This is a genomic window from Klebsiella sp. 18074 (assembly GCF_902705905.1).
Lineage (GTDB): Bacteria > Pseudomonadota > Gammaproteobacteria > Enterobacterales > Enterobacteriaceae > Klebsiella > Klebsiella terrigena.
The window spans coordinates 249,239-273,454 of sequence record NZ_CACSIS010000004.1; the positions used below are offsets into that span (position 1 = coordinate 249,239).

Annotated in this window: 17 protein-coding genes and 2 pseudogenes; 8 read left to right on the plus strand and 11 right to left on the minus strand. The window is 51.8% G+C overall.

The window, feature by feature from the left end; all coding sequences use genetic code 11:
* Positions 1–52: 52 nt before the first annotated feature.
* Positions 53–967: an AraC family transcriptional regulator gene (locus tag GVK32_RS06120; protein WP_159867176.1), complete on the plus strand. Its 915-nt coding sequence runs from the start codon at positions 53–55 to the stop codon at positions 965–967.
* A gap of 987 nt (positions 968–1,954) precedes the next feature.
* Here GVK32_RS06120 and GVK32_RS29060 read toward each other — a convergent pair.
* Positions 1,955–2,104 (minus strand): annotated as a pseudogene (locus GVK32_RS29060) (hypothetical protein); the annotation flags it as partial.
* Between the two features lie 164 nt (positions 2,105–2,268).
* On the opposite strand from GVK32_RS29060, the pseudogene GVK32_RS29065 reads away from it, so the two are divergent.
* The 7 genes and pseudogenes from GVK32_RS29065 to GVK32_RS06155 all read left to right on the plus strand — a co-directional run.
* Positions 2,269–2,493 (plus strand): annotated as a pseudogene (locus GVK32_RS29065) (SOS response-associated peptidase); the annotation flags it as partial.
* Between the two features lie 206 nt (positions 2,494–2,699).
* Positions 2,700–3,035, plus strand: a complete 336-nt coding sequence (locus GVK32_RS06130) for a helix-turn-helix transcriptional regulator (RefSeq protein ID WP_159867179.1) — start codon at positions 2,700–2,702, stop codon at positions 3,033–3,035.
* Positions 3,025–3,738 (plus strand): arsenical resistance protein ArsH, encoded by a 714-nt coding sequence (arsH, locus tag GVK32_RS06135; RefSeq protein WP_159867182.1) that lies wholly within the window; start codon positions 3,025–3,027, stop codon positions 3,736–3,738. Before GVK32_RS06130 ends, arsH begins: the two co-directional genes overlap by 11 nt.
* 8 nt (positions 3,739–3,746) lie before the next feature.
* Complete coding sequence (locus tag GVK32_RS06140; protein ID WP_159867185.1) at positions 3,747–4,292, plus strand: sigma-70 family RNA polymerase sigma factor; 546 nt, start codon at positions 3,747–3,749, stop codon at positions 4,290–4,292.
* Positions 4,293–4,367: 75 nt separating this feature from the next.
* The gene (locus GVK32_RS06145) at positions 4,368–4,730 is read left to right on the plus strand and encodes an arsenic metallochaperone ArsD family protein (protein ID WP_159867188.1); all 363 of its coding nucleotides are present in this window, start codon (positions 4,368–4,370) and stop codon (positions 4,728–4,730) included.
* A gap of 20 nt (positions 4,731–4,750) precedes the next feature.
* Complete coding sequence (arsA, locus tag GVK32_RS06150; protein WP_159867191.1) at positions 4,751–6,508, plus strand: arsenical pump-driving ATPase; 1,758 nt, start codon at positions 4,751–4,753, stop codon at positions 6,506–6,508.
* A 124-nt stretch (positions 6,509–6,632) separates the two neighbouring features.
* A complete protein-coding gene (locus tag GVK32_RS06155; RefSeq protein ID WP_159867194.1) occupies positions 6,633–7,154 on the plus strand; it encodes a GNAT family N-acetyltransferase in 522 nt (173 codons plus the stop codon).
* Positions 7,155–7,203: 49 nt separating this feature from the next.
* On the opposite strand, the gene arsC is transcribed toward GVK32_RS06155, so the two are convergent.
* The 10 genes from arsC to GVK32_RS06205 form a co-directional block, all read right to left on the minus strand.
* Positions 7,204–7,629, minus strand: a complete 426-nt coding sequence (gene arsC / locus GVK32_RS06160; protein ID WP_159867197.1) for a glutaredoxin-dependent arsenate reductase — start codon at positions 7,627–7,629, stop codon at positions 7,204–7,206.
* A gap of 12 nt (positions 7,630–7,641) precedes the next feature.
* Entirely contained in the window at positions 7,642–8,931 is a 1,290-nt protein-coding gene (arsB, locus tag GVK32_RS06165) for an arsenite efflux transporter membrane subunit ArsB (protein ID WP_159867200.1), read from the minus strand.
* 49 nt (positions 8,932–8,980) lie between these two features.
* Positions 8,981–10,732, minus strand: coding sequence for an arsenical pump-driving ATPase (gene arsA, locus GVK32_RS06170; protein WP_159867203.1), 1,752 nt, complete (start codon positions 10,730–10,732; stop codon positions 8,981–8,983).
* A gap of 17 nt (positions 10,733–10,749) precedes the next feature.
* Positions 10,750–11,112, minus strand: a complete 363-nt coding sequence (gene arsD / locus GVK32_RS06175) for an arsenite efflux transporter metallochaperone ArsD (RefSeq protein WP_159867206.1) — start codon at positions 11,110–11,112, stop codon at positions 10,750–10,752.
* Positions 11,113–11,160: 48 nt separating this feature from the next.
* Positions 11,161–11,511: an As(III)-sensing metalloregulatory transcriptional repressor ArsR gene (gene arsR, locus GVK32_RS06180; RefSeq protein ID WP_159867209.1), complete on the minus strand. Its 351-nt coding sequence runs from the start codon at positions 11,509–11,511 to the stop codon at positions 11,161–11,163.
* A gap of 256 nt (positions 11,512–11,767) precedes the next feature.
* Entirely contained in the window at positions 11,768–13,090 is a 1,323-nt protein-coding gene (locus GVK32_RS06185) for a tail fiber domain-containing protein (RefSeq protein WP_227697814.1), read from the minus strand.
* A gap of 16 nt (positions 13,091–13,106) precedes the next feature.
* A complete protein-coding gene (locus tag GVK32_RS06190; RefSeq protein WP_227697815.1) occupies positions 13,107–22,340 on the minus strand; it encodes a carbohydrate binding domain-containing protein in 9,234 nt (3,077 codons plus the stop codon).
* A 64-nt stretch (positions 22,341–22,404) separates the two neighbouring features.
* Entirely contained in the window at positions 22,405–22,995 is a 591-nt protein-coding gene (locus tag GVK32_RS06195) for a tail assembly protein (RefSeq protein ID WP_159867212.1), read from the minus strand.
* Between the two features lie 54 nt (positions 22,996–23,049).
* Positions 23,050–23,463, minus strand: a complete 414-nt coding sequence (locus GVK32_RS06200) for a hypothetical protein (protein ID WP_159867215.1) — start codon at positions 23,461–23,463, stop codon at positions 23,050–23,052.
* A 41-nt stretch (positions 23,464–23,504) separates the two neighbouring features.
* Positions 23,505–24,215 (minus strand): C40 family peptidase, encoded by a 711-nt coding sequence (locus GVK32_RS06205; protein ID WP_159867218.1) that lies wholly within the window; start codon positions 24,213–24,215, stop codon positions 23,505–23,507.
* Between the last annotated feature and the right edge of the window lies 1 nt (position 24,216).

The following is a 24,216-nucleotide window of genomic DNA, read 5'->3' on the forward strand; positions in this document are numbered from 1 at the left end:
TTAATGCTGATAAATTCACCAACTCCTTTCACTTGCATGCAGACAGATGAACATGGCCGATAAAATTGCATTAGATCCGACATCAGGCACAAAAACGCTGGCGGAGATGATTGCCAGGATTGCCCAAAGTGATGGTGACTACCCAACGGCGATAACTTCACTTTCCGTTCATCGCCGCAATGTGCCAACTTCGCCTTTGCACTGCATTTATCAGATGGGGTTGGGTGTTGTGGTACAGGGCGCAAAAGAGATAATGCTGGCGGGGAAACCCACCCGGTACTGCGCAGGCGAATCATTGCTGACCACGATTGATTTGCCTGTGGTATCTCACGTTATCCAGGCAAGTCCGGATGAGCCCTTTCTCGGGCTGATGTTGACGTTTGACTCGCGGGCAGTGATCCAGACTGCTGCACTTATGCCACCGGCAAAGCCTGTAAAGGAAAGACCGCTTAATCCACTTTCTGTTGAACCGCTGGATGAGGGATTAACAGATGCCTTGCGACGTCTTATAACGTTACTTGATGAACCCGATTTGATAACCCAACTCGAACCGCTCATCCAGCAGGAAATCATAATCCGCTTATTAGCCAGTAGTCATGGTGGACAACTCAGAAATATGGCCACGGTGGGTTCGCCAGATCAGAACATCTCCAAAGTGGTGGGCTGGCTTAAACAGAATTTCACCCGTTCTGTCTGCATCGATGAATTAGCCGCAAGTGCCTATATGAGTCCGTCTACTTTTAGACAGCATTTTCGCTCGGTAACAGGCATCAGTCCCCTGCAGTACCAAAAAAAACTCAGGCTGCAGGAAGCCAGACAGCAGATGCTGAGCAAGAATCTTGATGCTAACAGCGCGGCTTTAGTTGTGGGCTATGAGAGTGCATCACAGTTTAGTCGCGAATACAGCCGCGAATTCGGCGAATCTCCGCAGCGCGACATCAAGCGAATGCGTTTACAGGGCGAGTAAACGAATCTGTTTGTAGGCATTCTCCACAACGCCCTGATTTCCCCCAAACTCCGTGGATAATACAGCATATTGCACTTATCGCAGCTAAGCGCGTAGCAACATTGAAGTGGCCGACAAAAATTGGCCACGACATGAGAGCATTTCTAGAACCACGGAACGTCCGCTGTTGGCACAGGCTGTGTAAAAACTCGGTTTTTGTAGTATCTGAGTACTAACTCCAGTCAGGGATGCAAGATATCCCTGATATTGGCTGTATTCGCAGTGATTTGTATGTAGAGGAAAAACGAGGCTTTGTGGTTTGATAGTAAGCGTCCAGCGAGAACCGTATTGACGGGGATGTGTTATTCAGTTGGCAGTGCCAGCCAACCAAGTCGCACGTCGGCTTTGCGCGAGGAGCAGACCCTGGCCTTAAAGAGAACCTATACCGTTTGCTGAAAACACTCTAAAAGCGAATGGTCTGTTTTTACGGGACGCTTACACCTAGCAATACTGAGGTTCGCATGATCCCGCATAATAACTTCAGTTAATCAGGGTTCGTTGAAAGGATGGACATAATCATCACCGGAGCCTACCCGAAGATGCATCAACACGTAACGTAGCTAAAAACTCATTCTTCATCCAATACAAGCTAGCCTGGGACACTCCAAGCTAAAGAGAAATGGCACAACAGAAACCGTATAAAACGAAAAACCCCAAGCTAATTAATAGCTTGGGGTTTATATTTGGCGGAAGCGTAGAGATTCGAACTCTAGAACCCTTTCGGGTCGCCGGTTTTCAAGACCGGAGAAGAAAACATGTAGATCAATTAGATAGCGTAATTAACTGGTATATCTGGTGTTTGTTCATGTCTATATTTTCAATAAGTTAGCTACTTTTCCGGGGATAGTATACCAACAGTTTTGCCCCCCATGCTCTATACTTTCTGTATGTGAATAGGAGGTAACGATGTGCGGACGCTTTGCTCAATCACAAACGTCTGAAGAATACCTAGCTTATCTTTCTCAAGAGGCAGAATAGAATATTGCCTTTCATCAGCCGATCAAAGTTATAGGCCACGGTCTGGGCGGCGATAGCGCCTTCGGTGCCTTTAACTACCAGACCTGCGGCCTCGAACCACTGCATATGGCGCAGCAGTAGTTAAACGAAATGGTTGTTATTTATTGATTTTAAAAACAAAAATTAGAATTTACGGTTTTAAACAGCGAGTTTTAGCTTCTTGCTAACCCATTGATATTGCTTAATCGATTTTTAGTTTTGATAACCGTTTTTTAGGCAGACACCAGGATTTTGATAGTGACCGCGCAGCCTCCGATCAAGGGCTGATTGATATTCATGATTGCCAGTCGCTCGTCCTTGTGCCGGAAGCAGCGCGCGAATGGGTAAAACGGGATACTAGGGAAAAGGAAGCCACCGAGAAAGCCGCGGGTGGATCAGTGTCAGCGGACCATTGTACCTGGCATCCTGTATCGAGTGCTGTCGGTAATGTTAAAAATCAGGGATCCGAACTGATTGACGAAATCGCATAGAAACTGGCGTGGCATACTCTTTGCTGACTGTCAGAAACGTACAGTTTATCTCTCTTGTTATTCATACCCCGTTAATATCTCAAGTGCAGTAACTTACAGCTCGTTCGCAGCACTAATCATTGCTTCTTATCAAACAAGTCATTGGTTGAAACAATCATTCATTTCCATTATTCTAGAAATATAGAATAATTCATGTGAGTGCAACCATGGAACTTAACTTAGCTGCGGCAGTACTGAAAGAGCTTGGGCACGCTACAAGGCTCGAGATTTATAAGGTCTTAATCAAAGCCGGATATCAGGGAATGCCTGTTGGTGAACTGCAAAAAAAACTCGGGATCCCAGCCTCCACACTTAGCCATCATCTTTCATCCCTGATTTCAGTATCTCTGGTCCGCCAGGAACGTCAGGGAAGAACGCTGTTTTGCCACGCCTGTTATGAAAACCTTGCTGTGCTGATGGCTTTCCTGACTGAAGAGTGCTGCACAGGAACGGATGTCCCCTTGGCCACAAAATTTCCTCGGGAGAAAAACCATGAAAAATGAACTGACTAATATCGATACAAATCTGTTTGATACTTCAATTACAGAGGCTCGGCTAAGTGTTCCTGCCGTTCCCCATCCCCCCCGAATCCTGATGCTGTACGGATCTGTTCGCGAACGTTCTTACAGCCGTCTGGCAACTGAGGAAGCAGCAAGACTGCTGACTGCAATGGGTGCGGAAGTACGGATCTTCAATCCTTCAGGCTTGCCTCTTCCTGATGATGCGCCTGACTCACATCCTAAAGTCATGGAATTGCGTGAGCTGGTTCGTTGGTCCGAAGGGATGGTGTGGTGTTCCCCTGAACGCCATGGTGCGATGACCGGCATCATGAAGACCCAGATTGACTGGATACCACTTTCAGAAGGCGCCGTTCGCCCTTCTCAGGGTAAGACACTGGCTGTTATGCAGGTCTGCGGTGGCTCTCAGTCTTTCAATGCTGTAAACCAGATGCGCATTCTTGGCCGCTGGATGCGGATGATCACCATCCCGAATCAGTCCTCTGTGGCAAAAGCCTGGCAGGAGTTTGATGAAGATGGACGAATGAAACCGTCGTCTTATTACGACCGCATCGTGGATGTAATGGAAGAACTGGTGAAATTTACTCTGCTGACCCGAGGCAACTCAGAGTATCTCGTTGATCGCTACAGCGAACGGAAAGAGTCGGCAGAAGAGCTTTCCCGGCGGGTTAATCAGAACAAAATTTGAGGGCTGGTATGAGTGATATAACAGCATTCAACAACTGTATGAATGTGTTCTGGCGGCAACATGAAGCCGAGCTCTCTCGCTTTCTGACATCGAAGACAGGTGATAGAGAAAAATCTGCAGACCTTCTGCAAGAGCTTTTCCTGCGTGCCCGCGCTCATTCAGACAGTTTCTGCGAGATGGAGAATCCGCGAGCCTGGCTGTATCGGGCAGCGAGGAATCTGCTGATTGATGAGTACCGTACTACCAGGGAGTTCGTTGATCTGGAAGATGATGCCCCACTGCCTGACGTATCCCATGATGCGATCTCAACGCTGGATATTTGCCTGCCTGAAACATTACAGGCATTGCCCGAAGATGAGCGGTGGCTGATTGAAGAGTCAGATCTTAACCGGCGTCCTCAGCAGGCCCTGGCCGATGAACTGGGTATTACGCTTACCGCTTTTAAATCCCGTCTGCTTCGGGCCAGAAAGCACCTGAAGGAGACGATGACAGAACTCTGCCAGATTGAAGCTGATGGCAATTCTCCCGTCTGCTGCCATAAAAAAATGAATTAATCGCGCATCTTTTTCCCACCACCTTCGTTTACCTCAGTGTAAAGCCAAATGACTAAACACTGAGGTAAACAGTCCATGTCAAAAATTGAAATCTTTGAAGCAGCAGGTTGCTGCGCAACCAGTAGCGTCGTGGTCAGCGATGAGGCCGTCAAATGGAACGCCAGCGCCGAATGGGCGAAAAAAAATGGCGTTGATATTCAGCGCTACAGCCTTGCGAAGAACCCGCAACAGTTCCTGAATACTCCTGTCATCAAAGAGTTTCTGAACACATCAGGGATGGAGTCCCTCCCTGTCACCTTGCTAGACGGTAAGCTGGTAATGGCAGGCAAACTCCCGACTCGTGAAGATCTCGCTCGTTGGGCCGGTATTCCGCTGACTCAGGACTGGAGTGAAGACAGTACGCAACCACGCTGCTGCTGCATTCCACGTATGCCTTAATTTCAGAGGAGCTATCACTAATGAATATGCCATTTTTAAAAGACATTCCCCCGTTTATCTTCTTCACCGGCAAAGGTGGCGTGGGTAAAACATCTCTGGCCTGTGCTACTGCAGTATGGCTGGCCGATCAGGGCAAGAGAACGCTTCTGGTGAGTACTGATCCGGCTTCCAATGTTGGCCAGGTCTTTAGCCAGACCATCGGCCACCGAATCACAGATATCAGTACCGTAGAGAATCTTGCCGCGATGGAAGTTGACCCTATGGCTGCGGCACAGGCTTATCGCGACCGCGTACTGGACCCTGTTCGCGAGCTGATGCCAGCCGATGTGGTCAGCAGCATTGAAGAACAGCTTTCCGGTTCATGCACCACGGAAATCGCTGCGTTTGATGAGTTTACCGGTCTGTTGACCAATCATGAGCTGCGGGAAAAATATGACCATATTGTATTTGATACCGCACCAACCGGTCACACCATCCGTATGCTTGAACTGCCGGGGGCCTGGAGCGGTTATCTGGAAGCGAACCCTGATGCTGCCGCTAACCTTGGGCCTCTGGTCGGGCTGGAAAAACAACAGCACCAGTACTCCGATGCAGTTAAAGCGCTTTCGGATGCCGCGCTCACGCGTCTGGTTCTGGTCGCTCGCGCTCAAGCTTCAACGTTGAAAGAAGTCTCCCATACACATGATGAGCTGTCTGCTATCGGTTTGCGGCATCAACACCTTGCCATTAATGGTGTGCTGCCGCCATTTGCAGGTGAAGATGATCCGCTGGCGCAAAGTATTCTGGCTCGGGAAGAAAAAGCATTACAGGCAATGCCTGATAATCTGGCGAACCTCCCCCGCTCACAGCTGTATCTGAAGCCATTTAATTTAGTCGGTCTGGAAGCCCTGAGGGAGCTGTTTACAGAGAGTAAAGCCTCACTGCAACTCCCTGCTACCACACTGAATACACTTGAGTTACCTAAACTTTCCTCTCTGGTTGATGAACTGAGTCAGACAGGAAAAGGGCTGGTAATGACAATGGGCAAAGGCGGTGTGGGTAAGACGACAGTTGCAGCATCGGTCGCAGTATCGCTTGCTAAGCTTGGTCACAAAGTCCATCTGACCACATCCGATCCGGCAGCACATCTGTCTTATACGCTTGCTGGCTCACTGCCAAATCTTCAGGTTAGTCGTATCGACCCGAAGGTTGAGACAGAACGCTATCGTCGCTTTGTTTTAGAGAACCAAGGGAAAGGGTTGGATGCTGAAGGACTGGCGGTACTGGAGGAAGATCTCCGCTCACCATGTACTGAAGAGATCGCCGTCTTCCAGGCGTTCTCAAGGATCATCAAAGAGGCAGACGACCATTTTGTCATTATGGACACAGCTCCAACGGGCCATACGCTCCTACTACTGGATGCGACTGGAGCCTATCACCGGGAAATGGTGCGCCAGATGGGGCAAACGCATGATCATGTGATGACGCCAATGATGCAATTGCAGGACCCGGAGAAGACCAAAGTGATTATTGTAACGCTTGCCGAAACGACCCCCGTGTTGGAAGCTGCCGGTCTACAGCAGGATTTACGGCGTGCCGGAATTGAACCATGGGCGTGGGTAATTAATAGTAGCCTGGCTGCTGCGAAACCGTCCTCACCATTCCTGGTAATCAGAGCCAGTCGCGAACTGCCGCTAATAAATGATGTTACAGAGCAGCATGCAGAGCGTATTGCATTAACGCCACTGCAGAATGAAGAACCCGTGGGTACAGCCCTGCTGGCAAAAATGGCAGGCTAATAGATGGGGCGAGAGCCCCATCTTATCTAACCAAACTTTTGCTTATACAAGTTATAAGTTTTAGCGCTTAACCTGCTGTCGCGAATTCCGGTAGTTTGTAAAACACCATTACTGGAGTAATACGATGAACATAATTAATGCTGAAGAACCGCATATTACCGCGATGCGCAATATATATGCACACCATGTCCTGCATGGTACAGGCAGCTTCGAAACCGAACCACCGGACACGATTGAAATGCTTAGCCGCCTGAGAAACGTTCAGTCTCGTGGATTCCCCTGGTATGTTGCCCTGCAGGGCGATACGGTCCTGGGCTACTGTTATATTTCCCGTTACCGCGAACGTCATGCCTATCGGTTTACTGTTGAAAACTCGATATATATTGATCCCGCTTATCAGCGACAGGGCGTCGGAAAAGCGTTGCTTGATCATGCTTTAAAATGGGCCCAATCCCGAGGATATCGTCAAATGATAGCTGTTGTGGGTGACAGCGCAAACGTCGCTTCGGTAGCGCTGCATATCCGCGCAGGATTTACTGAAATAGGCACTCTGAAGGATATTGGTTTCAAGCATGGCCGCTGGCTGGACACTGTTTTACTGCAACTAAATCTTGGTGAAGGAAATAGTACTCTACCAAAAGATTAAGGTCTTATATTCTGAGGCAGGAATAAGGGGGCATTTGCCCCCTTCATATTTATTTCAGTCGTTTACCTTTTTCATCAACGACTTTTTCTCCGTCTTCTTTAGTGAATGCCGCTTTTTGGGCATCTGGAAGAATATCCAGAACTACCTCGGAAGGGCGACATAGTTTAGTTCCCAGTGGTGTTACCACAATCGGACGGTTAATCAGAATCGGATGTTGCAGCATAAAGTCGATGAGCTGGTCGTCAGTAAATTTATCTTCTGCAAGACCCAGTTCCTCATACGGTTCGACGTTCTTACGCAGCAAAGCACGGACGGAAATACCCATATCCGCAATGAGTTTGACCAGCTCATCGCGTGAAGGCGGAGTCTCAAGGTAAAGAATAACGGTCGGTTCAGTACCACTGTTGCGGATCATCTCCAGTGTATTACGCGACGTGCCGCAGGCTGGGTTGTGATAAATGGTGATGTTGCTCATTTCAGTATCTCATTACAAAGTGAAAGAGAGGCGTAGCGCCAGCGCGGCCAGCGTTACAAACAGCACAGGCAGAGTCATGACGATCCCGGTGCGGAAATAGTATCCCCAGGTGATGGTCATATTCTTCTGTGAAAGGACATGCAGCCAGAGCAGCGTTGCCAGGCTACCAATAGGTGTAATTTTCGGCCCCAGATCACAGCCAATCACGTTGGCATAAATCATCGCCTCTTTGATAACGCCTGTTGCGGTGCTGCCATCGATAGAGAGAGCACCAACCAGCACAGTAGGCATGTTGTTCATGATGGAGGAGAGGAAAGCCGTCAGGATGCCAGTACCAAATGTCGCAGCCCAAAGTCCTTTATCTGCCAGCACGTTCAGCACACCTGAGAGGTATTCTGTTAGCCCGGCATTACGTAGACCATAGACCACCAGATACATTCCCAGGGAGAAGATGACGATCTGCCATGGCGCACCGCGAAGCACTTTGCCAGTGTTGATAGCATGGCCTCGCTTCGCTACCGTAAACAGAATGACAGCCCCTACAGCAGCAATCGCGCTGACCGGAATACCAAGAGGTTCAAGAACAAAAAAGCCAACCAGAAGAAGGATCAACACTATCCAGCCGGTTCTGAAGGTTGCCAGATCTTTAATCGCCTTTGCCGGTGCTTTCAGGAGAGCCAGGTCGTAAGTCGGCGGAATATCTTTCCGAAAGAACAGATGCAGCATCACCAGCGTGGCTATAATGGCTGCGATATCCACCGGCACCATTACCGACGCATACTCAGTGAAACCCAGCCCAAAGAAGTCTGCAGAAACGATGTTAACCAGGTTGGACACAATAAGCGGCAGACTGGCCGTATCGGCAATAAACCCGGCGGCCATGACAAATGCCAGTGTCGTGCCTTTGCTAAACCCTAATGCCAATAGCATGGCGATGACAATTGGAGTCAGAATCAATGCCGCACCATCGTTGGCAAACAGTGCCGCCACCGCTGCGCCGAGCAAGACGATATAGGTAAACAGCAAACGTCCCCGACCGTTACCCCAACGTGAAACGTGCAGCGCCGCCCATTCGAAAAAGCCGGATTCATCGAGCAACAGGCTGATAATAATCACGGCAATAAAGGTCGCCGTCGCATTCCAGACGATATTCCACACAACAGGAATATCACCAAAATTGACTACGCCAGAGATCAGCGCCAGTACTGCGCCAAGTGTCGCACTCCAGCCGATCCCTAATCCCTTCGGTTGCCAGATAACCAAAACGATGGTCAGGACAAAAATAGCGCCTGCCAGTAACATAACCCCTCCAGACAGGACGGCTCTGCCGCCCTGTGTATAGAAAATAATATTAAACGGCCAGCTCTCTGAGTTTCTCGATGCCAGTGGGCTCAGAAGCCATTACCGGTACTAACGCTATGCGGCTTGCATGCTGGTTCTTCACAGCCTCAATTTGAGGAAGCTCTTGTCGGGCGCGCTGGCAAAGCAGTGGTGAATGCGTCTGTGCAATCGAAAGGCTGTTATTGATAATCCAGCCCCAGGGATGAATCCCCGCACGCTCAAGATCGGACTGCAGGTTTGCCGCTTCCAGTACAGGAGTGGTCTCAGGCAGAGTGACCAGCAGGACTTTGGTTCGTTCCGGGTCCTGAAGCTGCATCATCGGGGTGGTAAAATGGCCTTTATCCCCCATCTTCTTAGCAATCTCACGGTGATAAGCCCCGGTAGCATCAAGCAGTAATAACGTATGCCCGGTAGGTGCCGTATCCATGACCACAAATCGTTTACCAGCTTCACGGATTACACGTGAGAATGCCTGGAAAACCGCAATCTCTTCTGTGCATGGGGAACGTAAGTCCTCTTCAAGCAGTTGTTTTCCGGCGTCATCCAGATCCCTGCCTTTCGTCTCAAGAATATGCTGACGATAGCGTTCGGTTTCATCGTGAGGGTTGATTCGACTCACCTGCAGATTTTTGAGGCTGCCATCAAGTGTTGTGCTCAGGTGTGCGGCAGGATCTGAGGTTGTTAGATGCACATCAAAACCCATATCCGCAAGCCGTACAGCGATAGCGGCAGCCATCGTTGTTTTACCTACACCACCTTTGCCCATCAGCATGATCAAACCATGTTCATTTCGGGCGATGTCATCGACCAGCATAGAGAGCGATGGAACATCAGGGCGTTGGTGAATATAGTCAGCGGAAGATAATGCTTCTTCTGGTTGGGTGGAAAGAAGCCCGCTTAATGCAGAAACACCAACCATATTAACCGGTTGGAGGAATAGAGTGTCAGTTGGCAGATTTGAAAGGTCAGAGGGAAGATTAGCCAGCGCTTCCTGTTCACGTTCCCATATTGCTGCAGCGAGTGTATCGGTAACAGCTCCATTTTTTGGAAGAACACCATTGATGACCAGGTACTGATTTTCAAGGCCGATTGCGGCTAGTTCCAGATGAGTTCTGGCGACTTCCAGCAGTGTTGATTTTTGCAATCGCGCGACTAAAACCAGTCGGGTACGTGTTGGATCGGACAATGCTTCAACAGCATGGGCATATTGTTCACGCTGTTTTTCCAGTCCAGCCATTGGGCCCAGGCAAGATGCGCCATCTGGATTACTTTCTATAAAATTGCTCCAGGCACCAGGCAACTGGAGAAGGCGAATAGTATGGCCGGTAGGTGCGGTATCAAAAATGATATGATCAAAACGGGTCAACAGAGAAGCGTCGGTCAACAATCCAGTAAACTCATCAAACGCAGCAATCTCAGTTGTGCACGCACCCGACAGTTGTTCGTTGATGCTGCTAACGACATCATCAGGCAGGATACCTTTAATTGGGTCAACAATTCTGGCCCGGTACTGCTGCGCAGCTGCCTGAGGATCAATCTCGAGAGCCGACAATCCATGAACGGAGGCTATTGGTTTAATGGTATTGCCAATAGTCTGACCAAACACCTGACCAACGTTTGAGGCCGGATCGGTACTGACCAACAACACTCGTTTACCCTGTTCTGTCAGGCGGATCGCTGTGGCACAGGAAATGGATGTTTTACCTACACCACCTTTACCGGTAAAGAACAGATAAGGGGGGGTATTTTCTAAGAATTTCATATGTCCTCCTGACATAATCAACAACAGGAAGTATTACCACCACAACAGCTTGTCGGTGCCACTCCAACTTTTTCCAGCGGAATGCCAAACCAGCGAGCCAGTTCAGCACGTTTGGGATAACGTCCTGCCATCACCGTTTCGCCATCCAGCAACAACAGTGGAAGCCCTTCTGCTCCAGAAGCGTCAAGGAATGCTTTAGCTTTTGCGTTCTCAACGAAGCTCATCGGCTGTTGCGCCAGGTTGAAACGTTCGACATCCACACCACGACTTTTTAACCATTGCACATCGGCAGAGAAATCAACCAGAACCTGATCGACATCTGTGCCACAAACACCGGTACTGCAGCACATAGCTGGATCAAACACCGTTAACGTTTTCATCTTTAAATACCTCACATCCGTAAAAACATATATGTTCAGACAAATTTTTTAGATACAAACAGCCTTACCGCTACCAGAGCAGTTGGCTGATGCCAGCTTACGGGCGATGGCCTGTACGTCGTCCTGTTGGCTTAACCAGGCCTGCTCAATAACCTGAGCGGCCCATGAAGGAATATGCGGGGATAAGCGATAATGAACCCATTTCCCCTGCTTGCGATCCAACAACAAACCACTTTCCCGAAGCATTGCCAGGTGGCGGGAGATCTTGGGCTGCGACTGTTCCAGCGCAGTGCAGAGATCGCATACGCACAGTTCTCCCATCTCCTTGAGGAGTAACACAATACCCAGCCGGGTCTCATCGGAAAGGTTTTTGAATAGTTGTAGGGTGGTTAGTGACATTACTCCTCCTTCTCATCTAGTAATAGGATACGCTCTGGGATAATAAAATCAACATCACATACGAAAAAACAAATGTGTTCACATGATGCACCCCGAAAGTTAATTTATATCCAATAGAGTGCCGATCCTTCGCTCTTATTGTTATTAACATTTCCGCAGGCAGGGTCACGTGATTTTTCAAAACCCTTTAACCTCTTAAGAGCGAGCTATTATGCAACCATCTTTGTTTGGAGGGACGACCACCTGCCGACTTAAATTAGTTATGTAATTTCTCTTCCAGTGCTGACACTCGTGCTTCCAGCTCCTTGTTATGTGCCAGCAGTAGACCAATCGCCGCCAGTGGATCGATAGACTTCGTGTCATCACTCATCGTCTGAATCAGGTCCGGTATAACCTTCTCCGCCTCCTGTGCCAGAATCCCAAAACTGTATGTCTTGCCGACTGAGTATTCCGTATTTTTGAACTTGTAAGAAACCGGCCGCAGCTGCTTTATCACGTTGGCAGCCGCTCCAGGAACCGCATCACTTATATCTTCCTTCAGCCGAATATCGGAGTTAAAGAAGTTCACACCACGCGCCGACCCGTCAACATAGATCTCAAGGTAGTTCGCTTCAATACCAGTCCAGCATTTGGTTCGCCCGTTATTTAGGCGGATGGTGTCCATTTCAAGCGAGCGGTCTGGCCTGAATATCATTGTCACGTTCTTACCGAATCCATCCATCATGAATACCATGCGGTGCTCGGTACCGACCTCCTCCTCCATATAAAAACCAGCCCACGCGCCAGAGGCATCACTGTGTGCGCCGCGTCCGTTCATGCGGCAGCGTAGGGCGGAGCCTGACTGAATGATCCCGACATCCCCCTTATAGCCTCCTTTGTCGGTAAGCATATCCCCAACGCTCATCGCAGTACCCTGCGATCTGAAGTCACGCTCGATTCTCAGGTGTGAGCCGGCGATAGTCAGCTGGTCTACTGCCGTGGCGATAATACGTGCGGTGTAATCCGCCGTGCTGTTCCCGAAGTGAAAATCAACATACGGCGTCGCACTGGTCAGCTCCAGACCGGTCAGCGTGATTTTATAGTTCGCCATATCAATATTGCCGTTCACGGTCATCGGTCCGTAAAACGTCGCTCTACCGTCCGTACCGATGCTCAGCAGGTCGGTAAACGAGTCGGCAGGGGATAAGGTGGCTTTGTTACTGCGCTGTACCCTGAACGCTGTAGACAGCCCCACGGCGATTGTCCCGGACTGGCCGGTCTTCTTCATGAGCGCGAGGTCGTTATTCTTGCCCAGCACAATCATGGCGTTATCACCGCTCATGTTGATACCGGCGCTAAAGGTGTTTATCTGGGTGAAGGTGTTCGTCGTGCCGCGCTGAGCCGCTGTATCCACAGCGCCGGTGACTTTCCCCCATGAACGGATAGTCGCTTTCGTTCCATCCTGCCGGGTGATGGTGACATCCCCGACACCGAAAAAGATCTGATCCTGATTCGCCAGGTCCGTAAAGCATTTGCTGAACGCGTTATGAATATCCGCAGCCAGTTGATCGCTAATGTTCGCCATTTGATTTCGGGCCATTTCTGGCCCGTCTCCTTTAACTAAAACTGTTGCTATTGGTACGGAATGCGGTCGCGGTAATGTTCTCTATCGAGCACTGATAATCCCAGCCTGTATCACGCCCCGAAGCTCTGACGAAGAAGCTGACATTGTTATAATCAGCCGCAAGGTTCGCCGCAAAACGGAACTCTTGTGCATAATTGCCTGGAGTGGACATGTTGCCGTTAGCGAAGAAACGGCGGGTTACTTCCTGGCCGCCGATATTAAACGTGATGTCGACATAGTAACTTTGCGACGCATTGCCAGCGCCGAGAAGCTGATAAATCAGCGTACAGGACAGGACAATCGTCATCCCGTATCCTCGATTCTGATATGCCCCATTTCTTGTCACTGTGTTGTTACGGCGAAATGTCATGTCGTCGTAACGACGAGCAACAGCGATATCACCAATAAAGTTTTGCGCTTCCAGGGTTCCTTTGAACGTTCCGCTGCTCGCCTCGATATGGCCACGGAATATCGCATTGTTGAACTGCGCACCACCGCTCTTGTTGATAGCCCAACCCTGAGAACCGTCTACATAGTTTGTAGACTGGATGTTGTTAGTGATCTGGGCAAAATCAATAACCAGGTTGCGCGCCATCGCCTGCTGCATATAAGCGCCGTTCCCGTCAGTACCGAAGACCAGATTGTTTGTGTCTCCGTTAGGTACATAAACGCCGAACTGGTCTGCCTGTACCAGGAACTGTGATTGCCCACTGCCGTTGATACCCAACTGGATACCCGCAACATAGTTCTTACCACCGTTAGACGTATTCACCTTCACGCCCCACTGAGCGCCCAATTTCCCGTTTAAATCTGCCACGGTGGATGCCGTCTGCTGAACGGTCGCAGACATATCCCCGACCTGAGAGGTCAGGGTTGTGACCTGCTCCGTGGTTGATTTTTCCAGATCGGCAACAGTTTTGTTCGTCGTGGTGATCGCGGCGCTGTTGTCGCCAATCATGCTACGCATCTGGCTGAAGCCATTTGCCATCGCCAGGCCATTAGCCGCAATGGTTTCATCCTGATTAGTGATCCGCGACTCTGCATCGCCCACACGCGAACCGAGGCTGGTTATTTGCCCTGCCTGGGCGGTGATATCCTTCCCTTGCTGGGTAACCGTGGCGGTGAGTTGGGTAACAGCGTTAGCCGTGCCGGTGGCGGTATCCTGCGCCTCCTGAGCATCAGTCACATCGACAATGCTGATGTCATCCAGATACAACGAATATCCGGTTCCACCGCTCGGCCCTTTGGTGGATACCCACAGCTGCGCAATGCTGCGGTCGGTACCAACGGTCGCCACACCGGTCAGGAGAACCCATTTACCGCGCGAGATGTTTGTCTCCGAGATACGGACGGCTTCTGTCCACTGATTAGCACCACCATTCTCTCCTCGAGCGTAGAGGCCTACTGATACGTTCCACCCGTTCGGCGTTGACATATCACTGGCCATATAGGCCCAGAGCGAAAACCGATACTTACCGCCTCCGCGAACAGCAAGCCAGTTGCCGATCATCTTATCGCTGTTGCCGGTCTCACCGTTGTTACGCGTGATTTTGAGAGACTTCTGTCCATTACGGAAAACATCGGTCGACACTCGCGCCAGCGAGCCGCTGCCTAACTGCTGGTTTGCGGTGTACGATTCAAAGGAACCATCGCACCAGGGGTTTAACCCCTGGCTCTGCAGCGTACCGATCGAGGCGTTGACCGACGTGATCGCGCTGGCATTAGAGGCAATATCTTTGCCCTGCTGCGTGACGGTCGACTGCAGGTGTGATACGGCTCCGGCGGTGGCATCGAGATCGACCCGGTCAGTGATGTCGATAACGTACACATCGTCGATGTAAATTTCGCCCGCGTTCAAAAACGCGTTGACGCTGATCGTCATTGCGCCGTCTTTGGTGGCCGTATACGTGTTGCTGTACTCCGTCCAGACGATCGGCATTGTGGCCGGGTTAAATCGCGCCTCGAAAATCCCAGAGCTATCGGCGTAGGCAAAGCGGACCTTGTTATTTGCCTCCGAACCAGACGGCATGGACGAGCCTGTTTTCGAGCGCAGGAATGCACCAAACTTGTACGTTCGCCCCTTAACGACAGCAATGGCGGTATTACTCAATAACAGGGTCGTTGAAGCGGCTGAGCCGTACTTAACGATCTTGCTACCGCTATGAGGATTCTGGGCCTGCATAATCGTCGCGGATGCTGGTGCGGTCCAGTTGTCGAAGTCGCGCTCAAACCCGGCGTTTAATACAAGGTTGCCCTGGATTTTGTTATCCACATCAGCCATTGCCGCCTTCAGGCTTGCTGAAACGGCGGTGGTGGCGCTGGCATTCGCAGCAATATCTTTCCCCTGCTGCGTGACCGTCTGCTGCAGCTGCATGACCGCAGACGTATTCGCGTCGATGGCCACGGCATCAGTGATGTCATAGATAGCGATGTAATCAATCTGAAGGACCGCCGCGTTCGGGTAGCAGTAGAGTGCAAAAACAGAACCATCGACCGCCGCCGACGATGGCGCACTGAACTCAGCGGAGTACGTCGCCCAGATATCCGTGGCGGTGAACTGGCGATTGTCATAGGTCCCGGCCACATTTCCCTGGTAGTTAAACCGGCGAACCATAAAATTCATCGCGCCGGAGATCCCCTTAGCTTTAACGATGACCTGGTAGCGGCGTGGGGTATTGTGCGGCAGCGGTGTTTTCTTGTTAGCAAAGAGACCGGTATACAACGTGCTGTCGAGCTGCGTCATCTGGACGCCGGGTTTGCCGTCGCCAAAGTCGCCAAACTCCACCTTGTTACGTGTATTCCCCTGGACGCCCCACAGCGCCGAACCGCTCATAAAATTAAAATCGTTGACCAGGTTCTCACCGCGATTGAGCATTGCATTCACCGCACCGGTGACGGAGGTGATCGCCTGGCTGTTTGTTTCAATTTTCCCTTCCGCAATCGTTGTTCGTTGCGTCAGGTCCTGGATTGCGCTGCTGTTCGCACTCTGCCCTGATTCAAGGTTCGACACGCGACCAGTGATGGCCGTAATGGCCTGGCCCTGGCTGGTGATGGTATTCCCCTGCTGAGTCACTTTGGCGTCCAGTTGGGTGACGGCACCGGCGGCTGCGTCGGCAGCAGTCTGTGCACCCTGCGCGGCGGTAATCTCCCGGACATGGAAATCAGTCGCATACCAGACAGAGCCGAACGGCGAGGTCTGATTAATCTGCAGGAAGGGGCGCATATATCCGTACTGCTCCATCGTGGACCCTTTCGCAACGGTGAACCGGAATCTAAGTTCCTGCCAGGTCTGAGATGGCGAGATATTCCCGCGCGAGGTGTCTGCCACTGCCCCATTGTTAGGGCTGGTAGCCCGGCCAATATAGACGTTAAAGTTCGCCGTTGCGCCTGCCTTAGCCGCTATCCAGACCGATATTTCAAACGTCTGCCCGCCTTTTACTGGCCACGGCTTTGTATTCAACTGGTGATCACGTCCTGCCAGTTTTGCAACGTAGCGGCGTGGAGCACCCGCCGGAACATCCGGGTCATACGGGACGCCATCATCGGTGGCATTATCCACGGTATCGACCACAGTAAACCCCATCGAGCTGTATGCAGGGTCAAATGTCGGGTTCAGGATGTAATCACCACCGGTGGCAGTCTGCGCGTTCAGCGCAACGTTAATCCCGGTAATCGCTGTCCCCTGCGATTCCAGTTTTCCCTCAGTGCTGGTAACCCGCGTATCCAGCTTGCTAACAGCATCGGCGGTGGCCGCTTTGGCCAGCCCTTCCTCAACCGTTGAAACACGCCCCTTCAGGCTGGTGATTGCCTGGTTCGCTGCCGTAATATCCTTGCCCTGCTGGGTCACCGTGGCGCTGAGGTTCTGTACTGTCGCGTTATCGGCCTTCTGGTCAATCCGCTTGCCGAGGTCGGTATTCACCGTATCGATTTTATTGCTGACCTGCGTGATCTGCTGGCCCTGGCTGGTGATGCGGTCGCCCTGCTGTGAAACTGTTTGCGATAAACCAGAAATCGCCTGGCCGTTTGCCGCAATAGCAGAATCGGTATTTAGCTTATTCTGGTTAACGGTGTTGGATAACGACGTTGTCCGCTCCGCCTGAGCGGTAATGTCCTTACCCTGCTGTGTAACGGTAGCCTTTAAGCTGTCGAGGGCTGCGGTCGTAGCTTTTTTGGCGACCTCGGCGTTAGTGGCATCAATACGGCCACCCAGGCTGGTGATCGCGTTGGCGTTGGTGGCAATATCGGTACCGTTCTTTGTAACCTGTGACTGCAGATCCTGCACCGCCGATGCTTCTGCTTTACCGGCGATTCCGTTTGATGCGGTCAACATAAATCCCTGCAGGTAAACGCGAGCGGTCGACGGTGTCCATCCTCCACATGCCATGCGCAGGTAACACCATTTCCCTTTGAAGTCATTCGGGATCGTGAACGTCAACGTTCGGGTCTGGTAGCCGGTGGTGATACCTGCAAACCAGTTGTTGTCGAGGGCAAGCCAGGTGGTCGGGTTCCCCCAATTTTCAATCAGGCCCATCGTGAAATTCTGGGTCCCGATACCGATCGCCGCATCGTCAGTTTTGAATCCAAAGGTGAGCGTCAGTACCTGCCCGGCCTCTACCGGAATTTTTGTCCCGTTGGCGATCCGCATCGCCGGCTCGGTCGTGGTGAGACCTTTCATCACCGCATCATAGACCGGAGCACCCGCGCCGGTGCCGGAAAGCTGCCAGTTATCAGCTTTATTAATCAGGTCGCCATTCAGCAGAAGGTTGCCGGTCGTAATCTGCGACTTAAGCGCCGTCGTCTGCTGCGCCGTGGTGGTCAGCGTATTCTCGGCGGTCGTGACGCGGGTCGTCAGTTGCTGGACGGCATCCGAGCTGGCGCTGTCTGCCGGTGCCTGGCTCCAGTCGCTCACAACGTTACCGGATTCAAACATCGGAGAACTGATCCACGCTTCGCGCGCTGCAGCTGCGCCGTCGAGTCGGGCAACAACGAGATACGCCGACCCGGACAAGCCCGGCTTGCGTTTGTATTTAACCCAATAGCGGCTCCAGGACGTGGAAAGCGTCACGGTCACATCACCGTTGTACCCGGCTGGACGCTCCACAATAACGCCCTGGCTGGTTTCAGCATGAAGAGTGGCATCCGGCGTATTCAGGAAACAACGGACCGGCGTCTTGTCTGTTTTCGCTTTCGCATAGAACGAAAGAACATACTCGGTACCATCAACCGGCGCGGCCAGCGTGTAGTCGAGGACGGCGAAGTCGTTCGCTCCGGCGGCTCGCGTCAGAATGCGGACCGCGTTCCCCCGGTAACGTTCGGTTGCTGATGGCGTTTTGCCGGTCAGTTCCCCGGAGTTGGGTATCAGGTTTACGCCGCCGATTCGGATGTTATCGACCTTCGATTCCACCCCGGCAATCTGGCTGGCGTTGGCCTGAACTTTGCCATCGATGGTCTGAACATCACCCTCGATTTTCTGGATGGCCAGTGTATGGCCGGCAATCACTCCGTTCGCTGAAACAAGGTCCGCTGCTACCTGATCCGTTTTTGAGGCTGTCGACTGCAGGTCGCTTGCCAGCGTATCCATGCGCTGGCTGGCCGATGCCGTGGACTTATCGTAATCAACACGCAACGTATCCACACGGGAGCCGATGGCCTTCTCAGCCGTCACGCGGACCTTCCGCTCTTCGAAAATAAGGCCTGAAACCAGTTTATCCGGGTCGGTTCCTTCCTCATTGCCGCGCAGCTGCACTGCCAGTTGGTTGCGCTCCAGCGCTTCAGCTGAATCAGCGGCGGTCATCGCCGTTTTCAGATCCTGAATTTGCGCCTGCGACGCGCCAGGGGTCGGACGGCCAACGGCCAGCCAGTCAACCGCATAATAGTTATCTGCGTCAGCGACTCCGCCTTGCGAGAAGTCGAGGCGCAGGCGACGAATGGTGCCGGATGCCTGCCACGGAATATCAGTAATCGCAATAGTGCTGATGCTGGTGGACGGGTCAAAATCCGGTGCAGGTAGTACCAGGCGGCGTCCCTCAGTCCAGCCGGTCTCGTCAGCGCCAATCCAGTACAGCCGACCGCCCCATGCCGGGTTGCCGACTTTCTTGATCCGCAGGCGGATGTACTTATAAGCGCTGCCGTCAATCAGCGTGCCAGTGCCGGACGGGCTGCGCATGGTCGAAATAGACTCAGCAGGAAGAATCCACCCATCGTCGGTTGTCGGGAGTGGTTTTACCCCGCCGTCGTCAGAACTCCAGCCCTCGTTGTCCTTGTCGAAATACCAGATTTTGAGGCTGTCGAACTGCTCGCCGGTACCGGCTGAAATCGACGCGACCTGCTGCGCCAGGCTGTCAAAGCCGTCCTGCATGGTGACGTTCGTCGTCTCAATCGCCGCTTCGACTTCGCGTTTAGCACTCAGCAGATTATCGGCGGCCTGCTTCGCCAGAGCGGCATCGTCGGTTTCTGCTTTCGCCACCGCTGCAGCGGTATCGCTGGCCGCTTTCTGCGCCGTGGCGGTATCGCCAGCAGCGCGATCCTTCACTTCCTGCGCCAGCTTGTTGGTTGTGTCGTTCGTCTTGGAGATGTTGGTGGCCAGGTCTTTGCCCTGTTGCGTGACAATAGCACCCTGGGCGGCAACGTCTTTCGCCGCCTGGTCAGCGGTTCCCTGGGCGGCGTCTGCAGCTTCCTGTGCAGCATCAGCGGCGGCGCTGTTGTCCTGGATACCTTTATTCAGTTCCTCATAGGTATCTGAGCCTTTAAGCGCATCGTCGAGTTGCTGGTAATAATCATCAACGTTATCGCTGGACATTCCCTGCACCCAGCCGGTCCACGGAGAGGCATTACCCAGACGGTCTACCAGCCGTGCGCGGTACCAGAACTGCGTGGCGATCTGCAGGCCCATTTGCTGATACTTTTTGCCAGGGTAAGCTAAATCGGTCAATGGCATCGCACCATTTCCGCTCTGGTCCGGGCTGTACTGCAGTTCGGTTCGTTGGGTATCCTCTGCGCCTTCAGGGAACTCCCAGCGGATCTCGATACCGGCGGTCAATGAAGCGGTCGTCAGTGCCAACGGCGGCAGCGGCTCGCCGACTTTCCCGGTCAGAGTTTTCTCTTCCGAGTAGGCCCAGCCGCTCGATACCTCTGCTGCGTTGATTGCGCGGACACGGGCCAGATAACGACCGGCATAAATGCCGCTGACTTCAAACGAGGTGGTCGAGCTGCGCGGCACATTAATCCAGTTACCGTCATTGCGACGCCACTGCGCCTCATAGGCGATAGAGTTTTTCACTGCATCCCAACTGGCCTGCAGGGTTTCGACGCTGATACCCTGATTCACCACGGAGAAGGACGTCAGGAGGATGCCATCAGGCGGAGCCTGGTTGCCTGGCGGAATAACGCTAATCGGGCGCTGGTCGATGATCGCACCGGTATCAATTCGCGGGAATTTATCCGGGTCGTGGGCCACGCCGGTGATGGTAAACGTGGCGTTATTATTGTCTTTTACGCCAATGACTCGATACTGCTGCGCCACCAAATCGGTATATTCGACGATCCAGACACATTCCGCCTCTGGTGTCTTGCTGTATGCCGTGGTGACCGTCACCTGCCGGTTACCATTCACCGACTGAATGGTCCGGGCCTGGGAAATCCCCGATGGCAGATTCAGATGCAGGCGATCACCTTCTTTTGCATCGATATCCCGGTCAAGCGTGATGACCCGACCATTCACCGCGCTGATACGACCGCCATTAACTCGCCCGGCCAGACGTTCGTCGCCCAGCGCGATGATGTAACCCGGCTGCGGGATTTTGCCGTCCAGACCGACATCAATTTCGACCATGCGATCTTTGTTATTGGTCAGAATGCCCCATAACCCTTTGCGATGGGCTTCACTCTGCCGCGTACACCCGACGGCTGTCACTTCCAGCTGGTTAAAGCTGTAGCGGGAAACCAGTTCCGGGATAAAGGACGGCTCCATCGCATCAGCATACGCATTATCCGGGTCAGACCACGAAACCAGAGCATTAGTGTACCGGGCCTTACTGGTACTGCTTGAATAACGAGGACTACCGATAATATTCGCGCGCGTATAGTTGAAATCAACATCGCGCGGCATATCAGCCTGCACAACAATCTGCTCGCCACTCCAGCAGGTCATCCCCCGGAAAATAGCCGCGAAATCGCGCAGCACGGTATAGGCGTCATTGCGTTCCTGGACATAAACGTTACAGAGATAACGAGGCTCCGTACCGTCGCCCCCTCTTCCATCCGGAACCAACTGGTCGCAGTACTGTGCAATCTGGTATAGCGTCCATTTTGAGATATTAGCGCTGGTCAGCCTGTTACCTAGACCAAAGCGTTCCTCGACAACAATATCGTAATAAATCCAGGCCGGGTTATCCGTCCACGCCCATTTAAACCCGCCGGTCCACGTGCCGGTGTATTCACGCGTATCGGGGTTGTAGTTATCCGGTACGCGGACGACACGCCCGCGCGGCTCGCAGGAAATCTGAGGGATCGAACCATTAAACAGCCTGGAATCGAACTCGACATAAAGCAGGGCTGTATGAGGATAACGCAGCTTCGCATCAATCACTTCGGTATAGCTCTGCAGCGTCATCACATCGCCAATTTTGACGCTATTGGCGTCAGGCGTAATTTTCCGCAGGCGCAGGGTCCAGGTGCTGCCCGCCAGCGGCAGGTCGATACGGTGGCTTCGCTCATAGCCGGAGGTGGTTTTGCCTGTGACCGCTGTTTGCAGTACGGTCTGCCAGGCACCGCCATCCGTCTGCAGATCCAGCGCATATTTGACGGTATTCCCCACTACATCGCCATCGTCTTCCTGCTTCATCAGAGACGGCCATTTCAGGCGAACACGAACGGCAGAAAGCTGGGTATTAGTAAACGTATGAGTCCAGGCTGTAACACTGGAAACTTCCGTTCCGACGCTTATTTCATTTTCTGTTCCGGGAATACCCTGAATATATGTCTGGGCCTGCGTGCCTGGGCGAAACTCCCACACAACCCCTGGGAAGTTTTCAGAACCATCCGCATTTTCAAGTGGAGTGCCGTCAAGATAAATGTCTTTACCCGTTAACCCTCCCGCAAATTCCCCCTCACCTAATGCGATAAGAATTTTGGCTTTTGCTACAGACTGTAAATCGTCTGGCTGTTCCGTCGGTGTACGCTGACTGGAGCCGCCACCCTTGCGCCCTTTAATTATGTTATTTGCCATATCGCGTCCATAAAAAAAGCCACCGCAAGGTGGCCTGAATTAGAAGAGATTACTGACTGATTATTTATTGCTGGTCTTCGACATAAATACCGGCGGAAATAATTGCTCCGCCAATTCGCCGTTTACCATAGAGAAGGCCAACCGGATAGCCCTGTGAAGCAGTATTGGTCACGCCACCAAAGGCATAACTGGCTTTGTTATCCGGAGATTCTTTACGGGCCAGGCCTGCTGGCTGCGGGGATAGCATCTGGACAACGCCGCCTAGCGCCATTGCCGCACCGAACTGCATGATAGGAGTCCCTACTGTACCACCAGTCCACCAGTTAACAACTGCACCAACAACGACTAATACCGCCCCTAAAATTGTTTGGAAAATGCCTGATTTTTTACTCCCGATAATCACTGGTACGATACGAATTACCTCACCGGAAACGGGAAAACCTAAATTATCAATTCCGATGTTTTTCTCATCTTTAAATACTGCATATGTTAATCCTCGCCCCTTACTGGATATCATGAAACTTTCGAATCCTGGTATTGTTTTTGCCAATGCCATACCTGCTTCATGAACAGTAGAGATTAACCGATGATGAGTTTTCCCAAATCTTTTACCTAGTGAGCCGCTTAATTCAATTCGCGTCATTACTTCTTGCATTATCCCCCCCCCAAAAAAAGCCGCCATCTGGCGGCCTTCGTTAACAAAGGTAAATCAAAATGCTGTGGGGTATATTCCAAAATCACCATTGGTCCCATATCCAATACGATACATTAACGTTTTATCTTCGGTAACTTTTCCTGACTGCTCACTCATCCCCCCACCACATACCCCTTTCGGCCAGGCACTAAAGATATGCTCACCAGTTACCGGATAAACCACCACTTTTTCCGCCGTATCCAAATCAGCAATTTCTTTACCATCAATATAAACTCGTGTCATACAAGCGCTTCCCATAAAACCTGAATCTCGCTTTATGATCACTTCACCCGTACCTTCTTTTTTAGAAAGAAGCGATGAGTTTAAAATTTGTTTAGAAGGTATATTTTTAGCCTGCTCATTTGTTACTGGTTTCGTTGCACATCCAGTCATTCCAAAAATCACTAAAGCTAGTACAATTTTTTTCATATCAGCGTCCCTTTTGCTTTTAGTTAAAATTCAGCAAAAGACTAACACAGAGAATGGTATCGGACGATTTTCATCGTCCTGTCGAGATAATATCCACCATACGGCACCCGCTGGCTGAGATGGCCATACAGGTGATGCAGCAACATATTTCCTTCCAGTAAAATCCCGGCGTGGTTCCATTTATCGGCCTGTACCTGCATGATCACCATGTCACCTGGCTGCGGCGGGCCATCAAATTCACGGAATCCGCATTCATACCAGCAATCATGGTAAAAATTTTCGGGATAGTCATTCTCCCACCAGGGATAATCAACGCGGTAATCGTGCAACTCGATGCCGTGGGTCTGCCGGAAATAGCTCATCACCAGCCCCCAGCAATCGTAATGGCCGAGCACAAACGGTCGTTCAAGGAGGGGTTGCTCGCCACGCGGGAGAATAGTGCGAAGGTCACCCTCTGGCCAGCTAATAATATGCCACGGCACCTGCGTGGCATCGCACTGCGCCCTATCCAGTTCGCTGGGTTGCGTGGTCGCATCTGGATGACTGTGAACAATACCGATGATCGTTCCCCAGTCCTCAACCTCTGCGTAATCCTCCGGGGCCAGAACGAAATTATCATTCGACTCACTGGCCAGATTCCGGCACGGGAAATAGCGCTCAACACGGCCCCTCTGCGCGATCACTCCACAGGCCTCGCGCGGGTAGTCAGCGGCGGCATGGGCCTGCATCGCCTTAATCGTTTTCTGTCGCATA

Coding starts and splice junctions, on each gene's coding strand:
- GVK32_RS06120 (WP_159867176.1), top strand. CDS start 53: ATGGCCGATAAAATTGCATTAGATCCGACATCAGGCACAAAAACGCTG.
- GVK32_RS06130 (WP_159867179.1), top strand. CDS start 2,700: ATGGAACTTAACTTAGCTGCGGCAGTACTGAAAGAGCTTGGGCACGCT.
- arsH (WP_159867182.1), top strand. CDS start 3,025: ATGAAAAATGAACTGACTAATATCGATACAAATCTGTTTGATACTTCA.
- GVK32_RS06140 (WP_159867185.1), top strand. CDS start 3,747: ATGAGTGATATAACAGCATTCAACAACTGTATGAATGTGTTCTGGCGG.
- GVK32_RS06145 (WP_159867188.1), top strand. CDS start 4,368: ATGTCAAAAATTGAAATCTTTGAAGCAGCAGGTTGCTGCGCAACCAGT.
- arsA (WP_159867191.1), top strand. CDS start 4,751: ATGAATATGCCATTTTTAAAAGACATTCCCCCGTTTATCTTCTTCACC.
- GVK32_RS06155 (WP_159867194.1), top strand. CDS start 6,633: ATGAACATAATTAATGCTGAAGAACCGCATATTACCGCGATGCGCAAT.
- arsC (WP_159867197.1), bottom strand. CDS start 7,629: ATGAGCAACATCACCATTTATCACAACCCAGCCTGCGGCACGTCGCGT.
- arsB (WP_159867200.1), bottom strand. CDS start 8,931: ATGTTACTGGCAGGCGCTATTTTTGTCCTGACCATCGTTTTGGTTATC.
- arsA (WP_159867203.1), bottom strand. CDS start 10,732: ATGAAATTCTTAGAAAATACCCCCCCTTATCTGTTCTTTACCGGTAAA.
- arsD (WP_159867206.1), bottom strand. CDS start 11,112: ATGAAAACGTTAACGGTGTTTGATCCAGCTATGTGCTGCAGTACCGGT.
- arsR (WP_159867209.1), bottom strand. CDS start 11,511: ATGTCACTAACCACCCTACAACTATTCAAAAACCTTTCCGATGAGACC.
- GVK32_RS06185 (WP_227697814.1), bottom strand. CDS start 13,090: ATGGCCCGAAATCAAATGGCGAACATTAGCGATCAACTGGCTGCGGAT.
- GVK32_RS06190 (WP_227697815.1), bottom strand. CDS start 22,340: ATGGCAAATAACATAATTAAAGGGCGCAAGGGTGGCGGCTCCAGTCAG.
- GVK32_RS06195 (WP_159867212.1), bottom strand. CDS start 22,995: ATGCAAGAAGTAATGACGCGAATTGAATTAAGCGGCTCACTAGGTAAA.
- GVK32_RS06200 (WP_159867215.1), bottom strand. CDS start 23,463: ATGAAAAAAATTGTACTAGCTTTAGTGATTTTTGGAATGACTGGATGT.
- GVK32_RS06205 (WP_159867218.1), bottom strand. CDS start 24,215: ATGCGACAGAAAACGATTAAGGCGATGCAGGCCCATGCCGCCGCTGAC.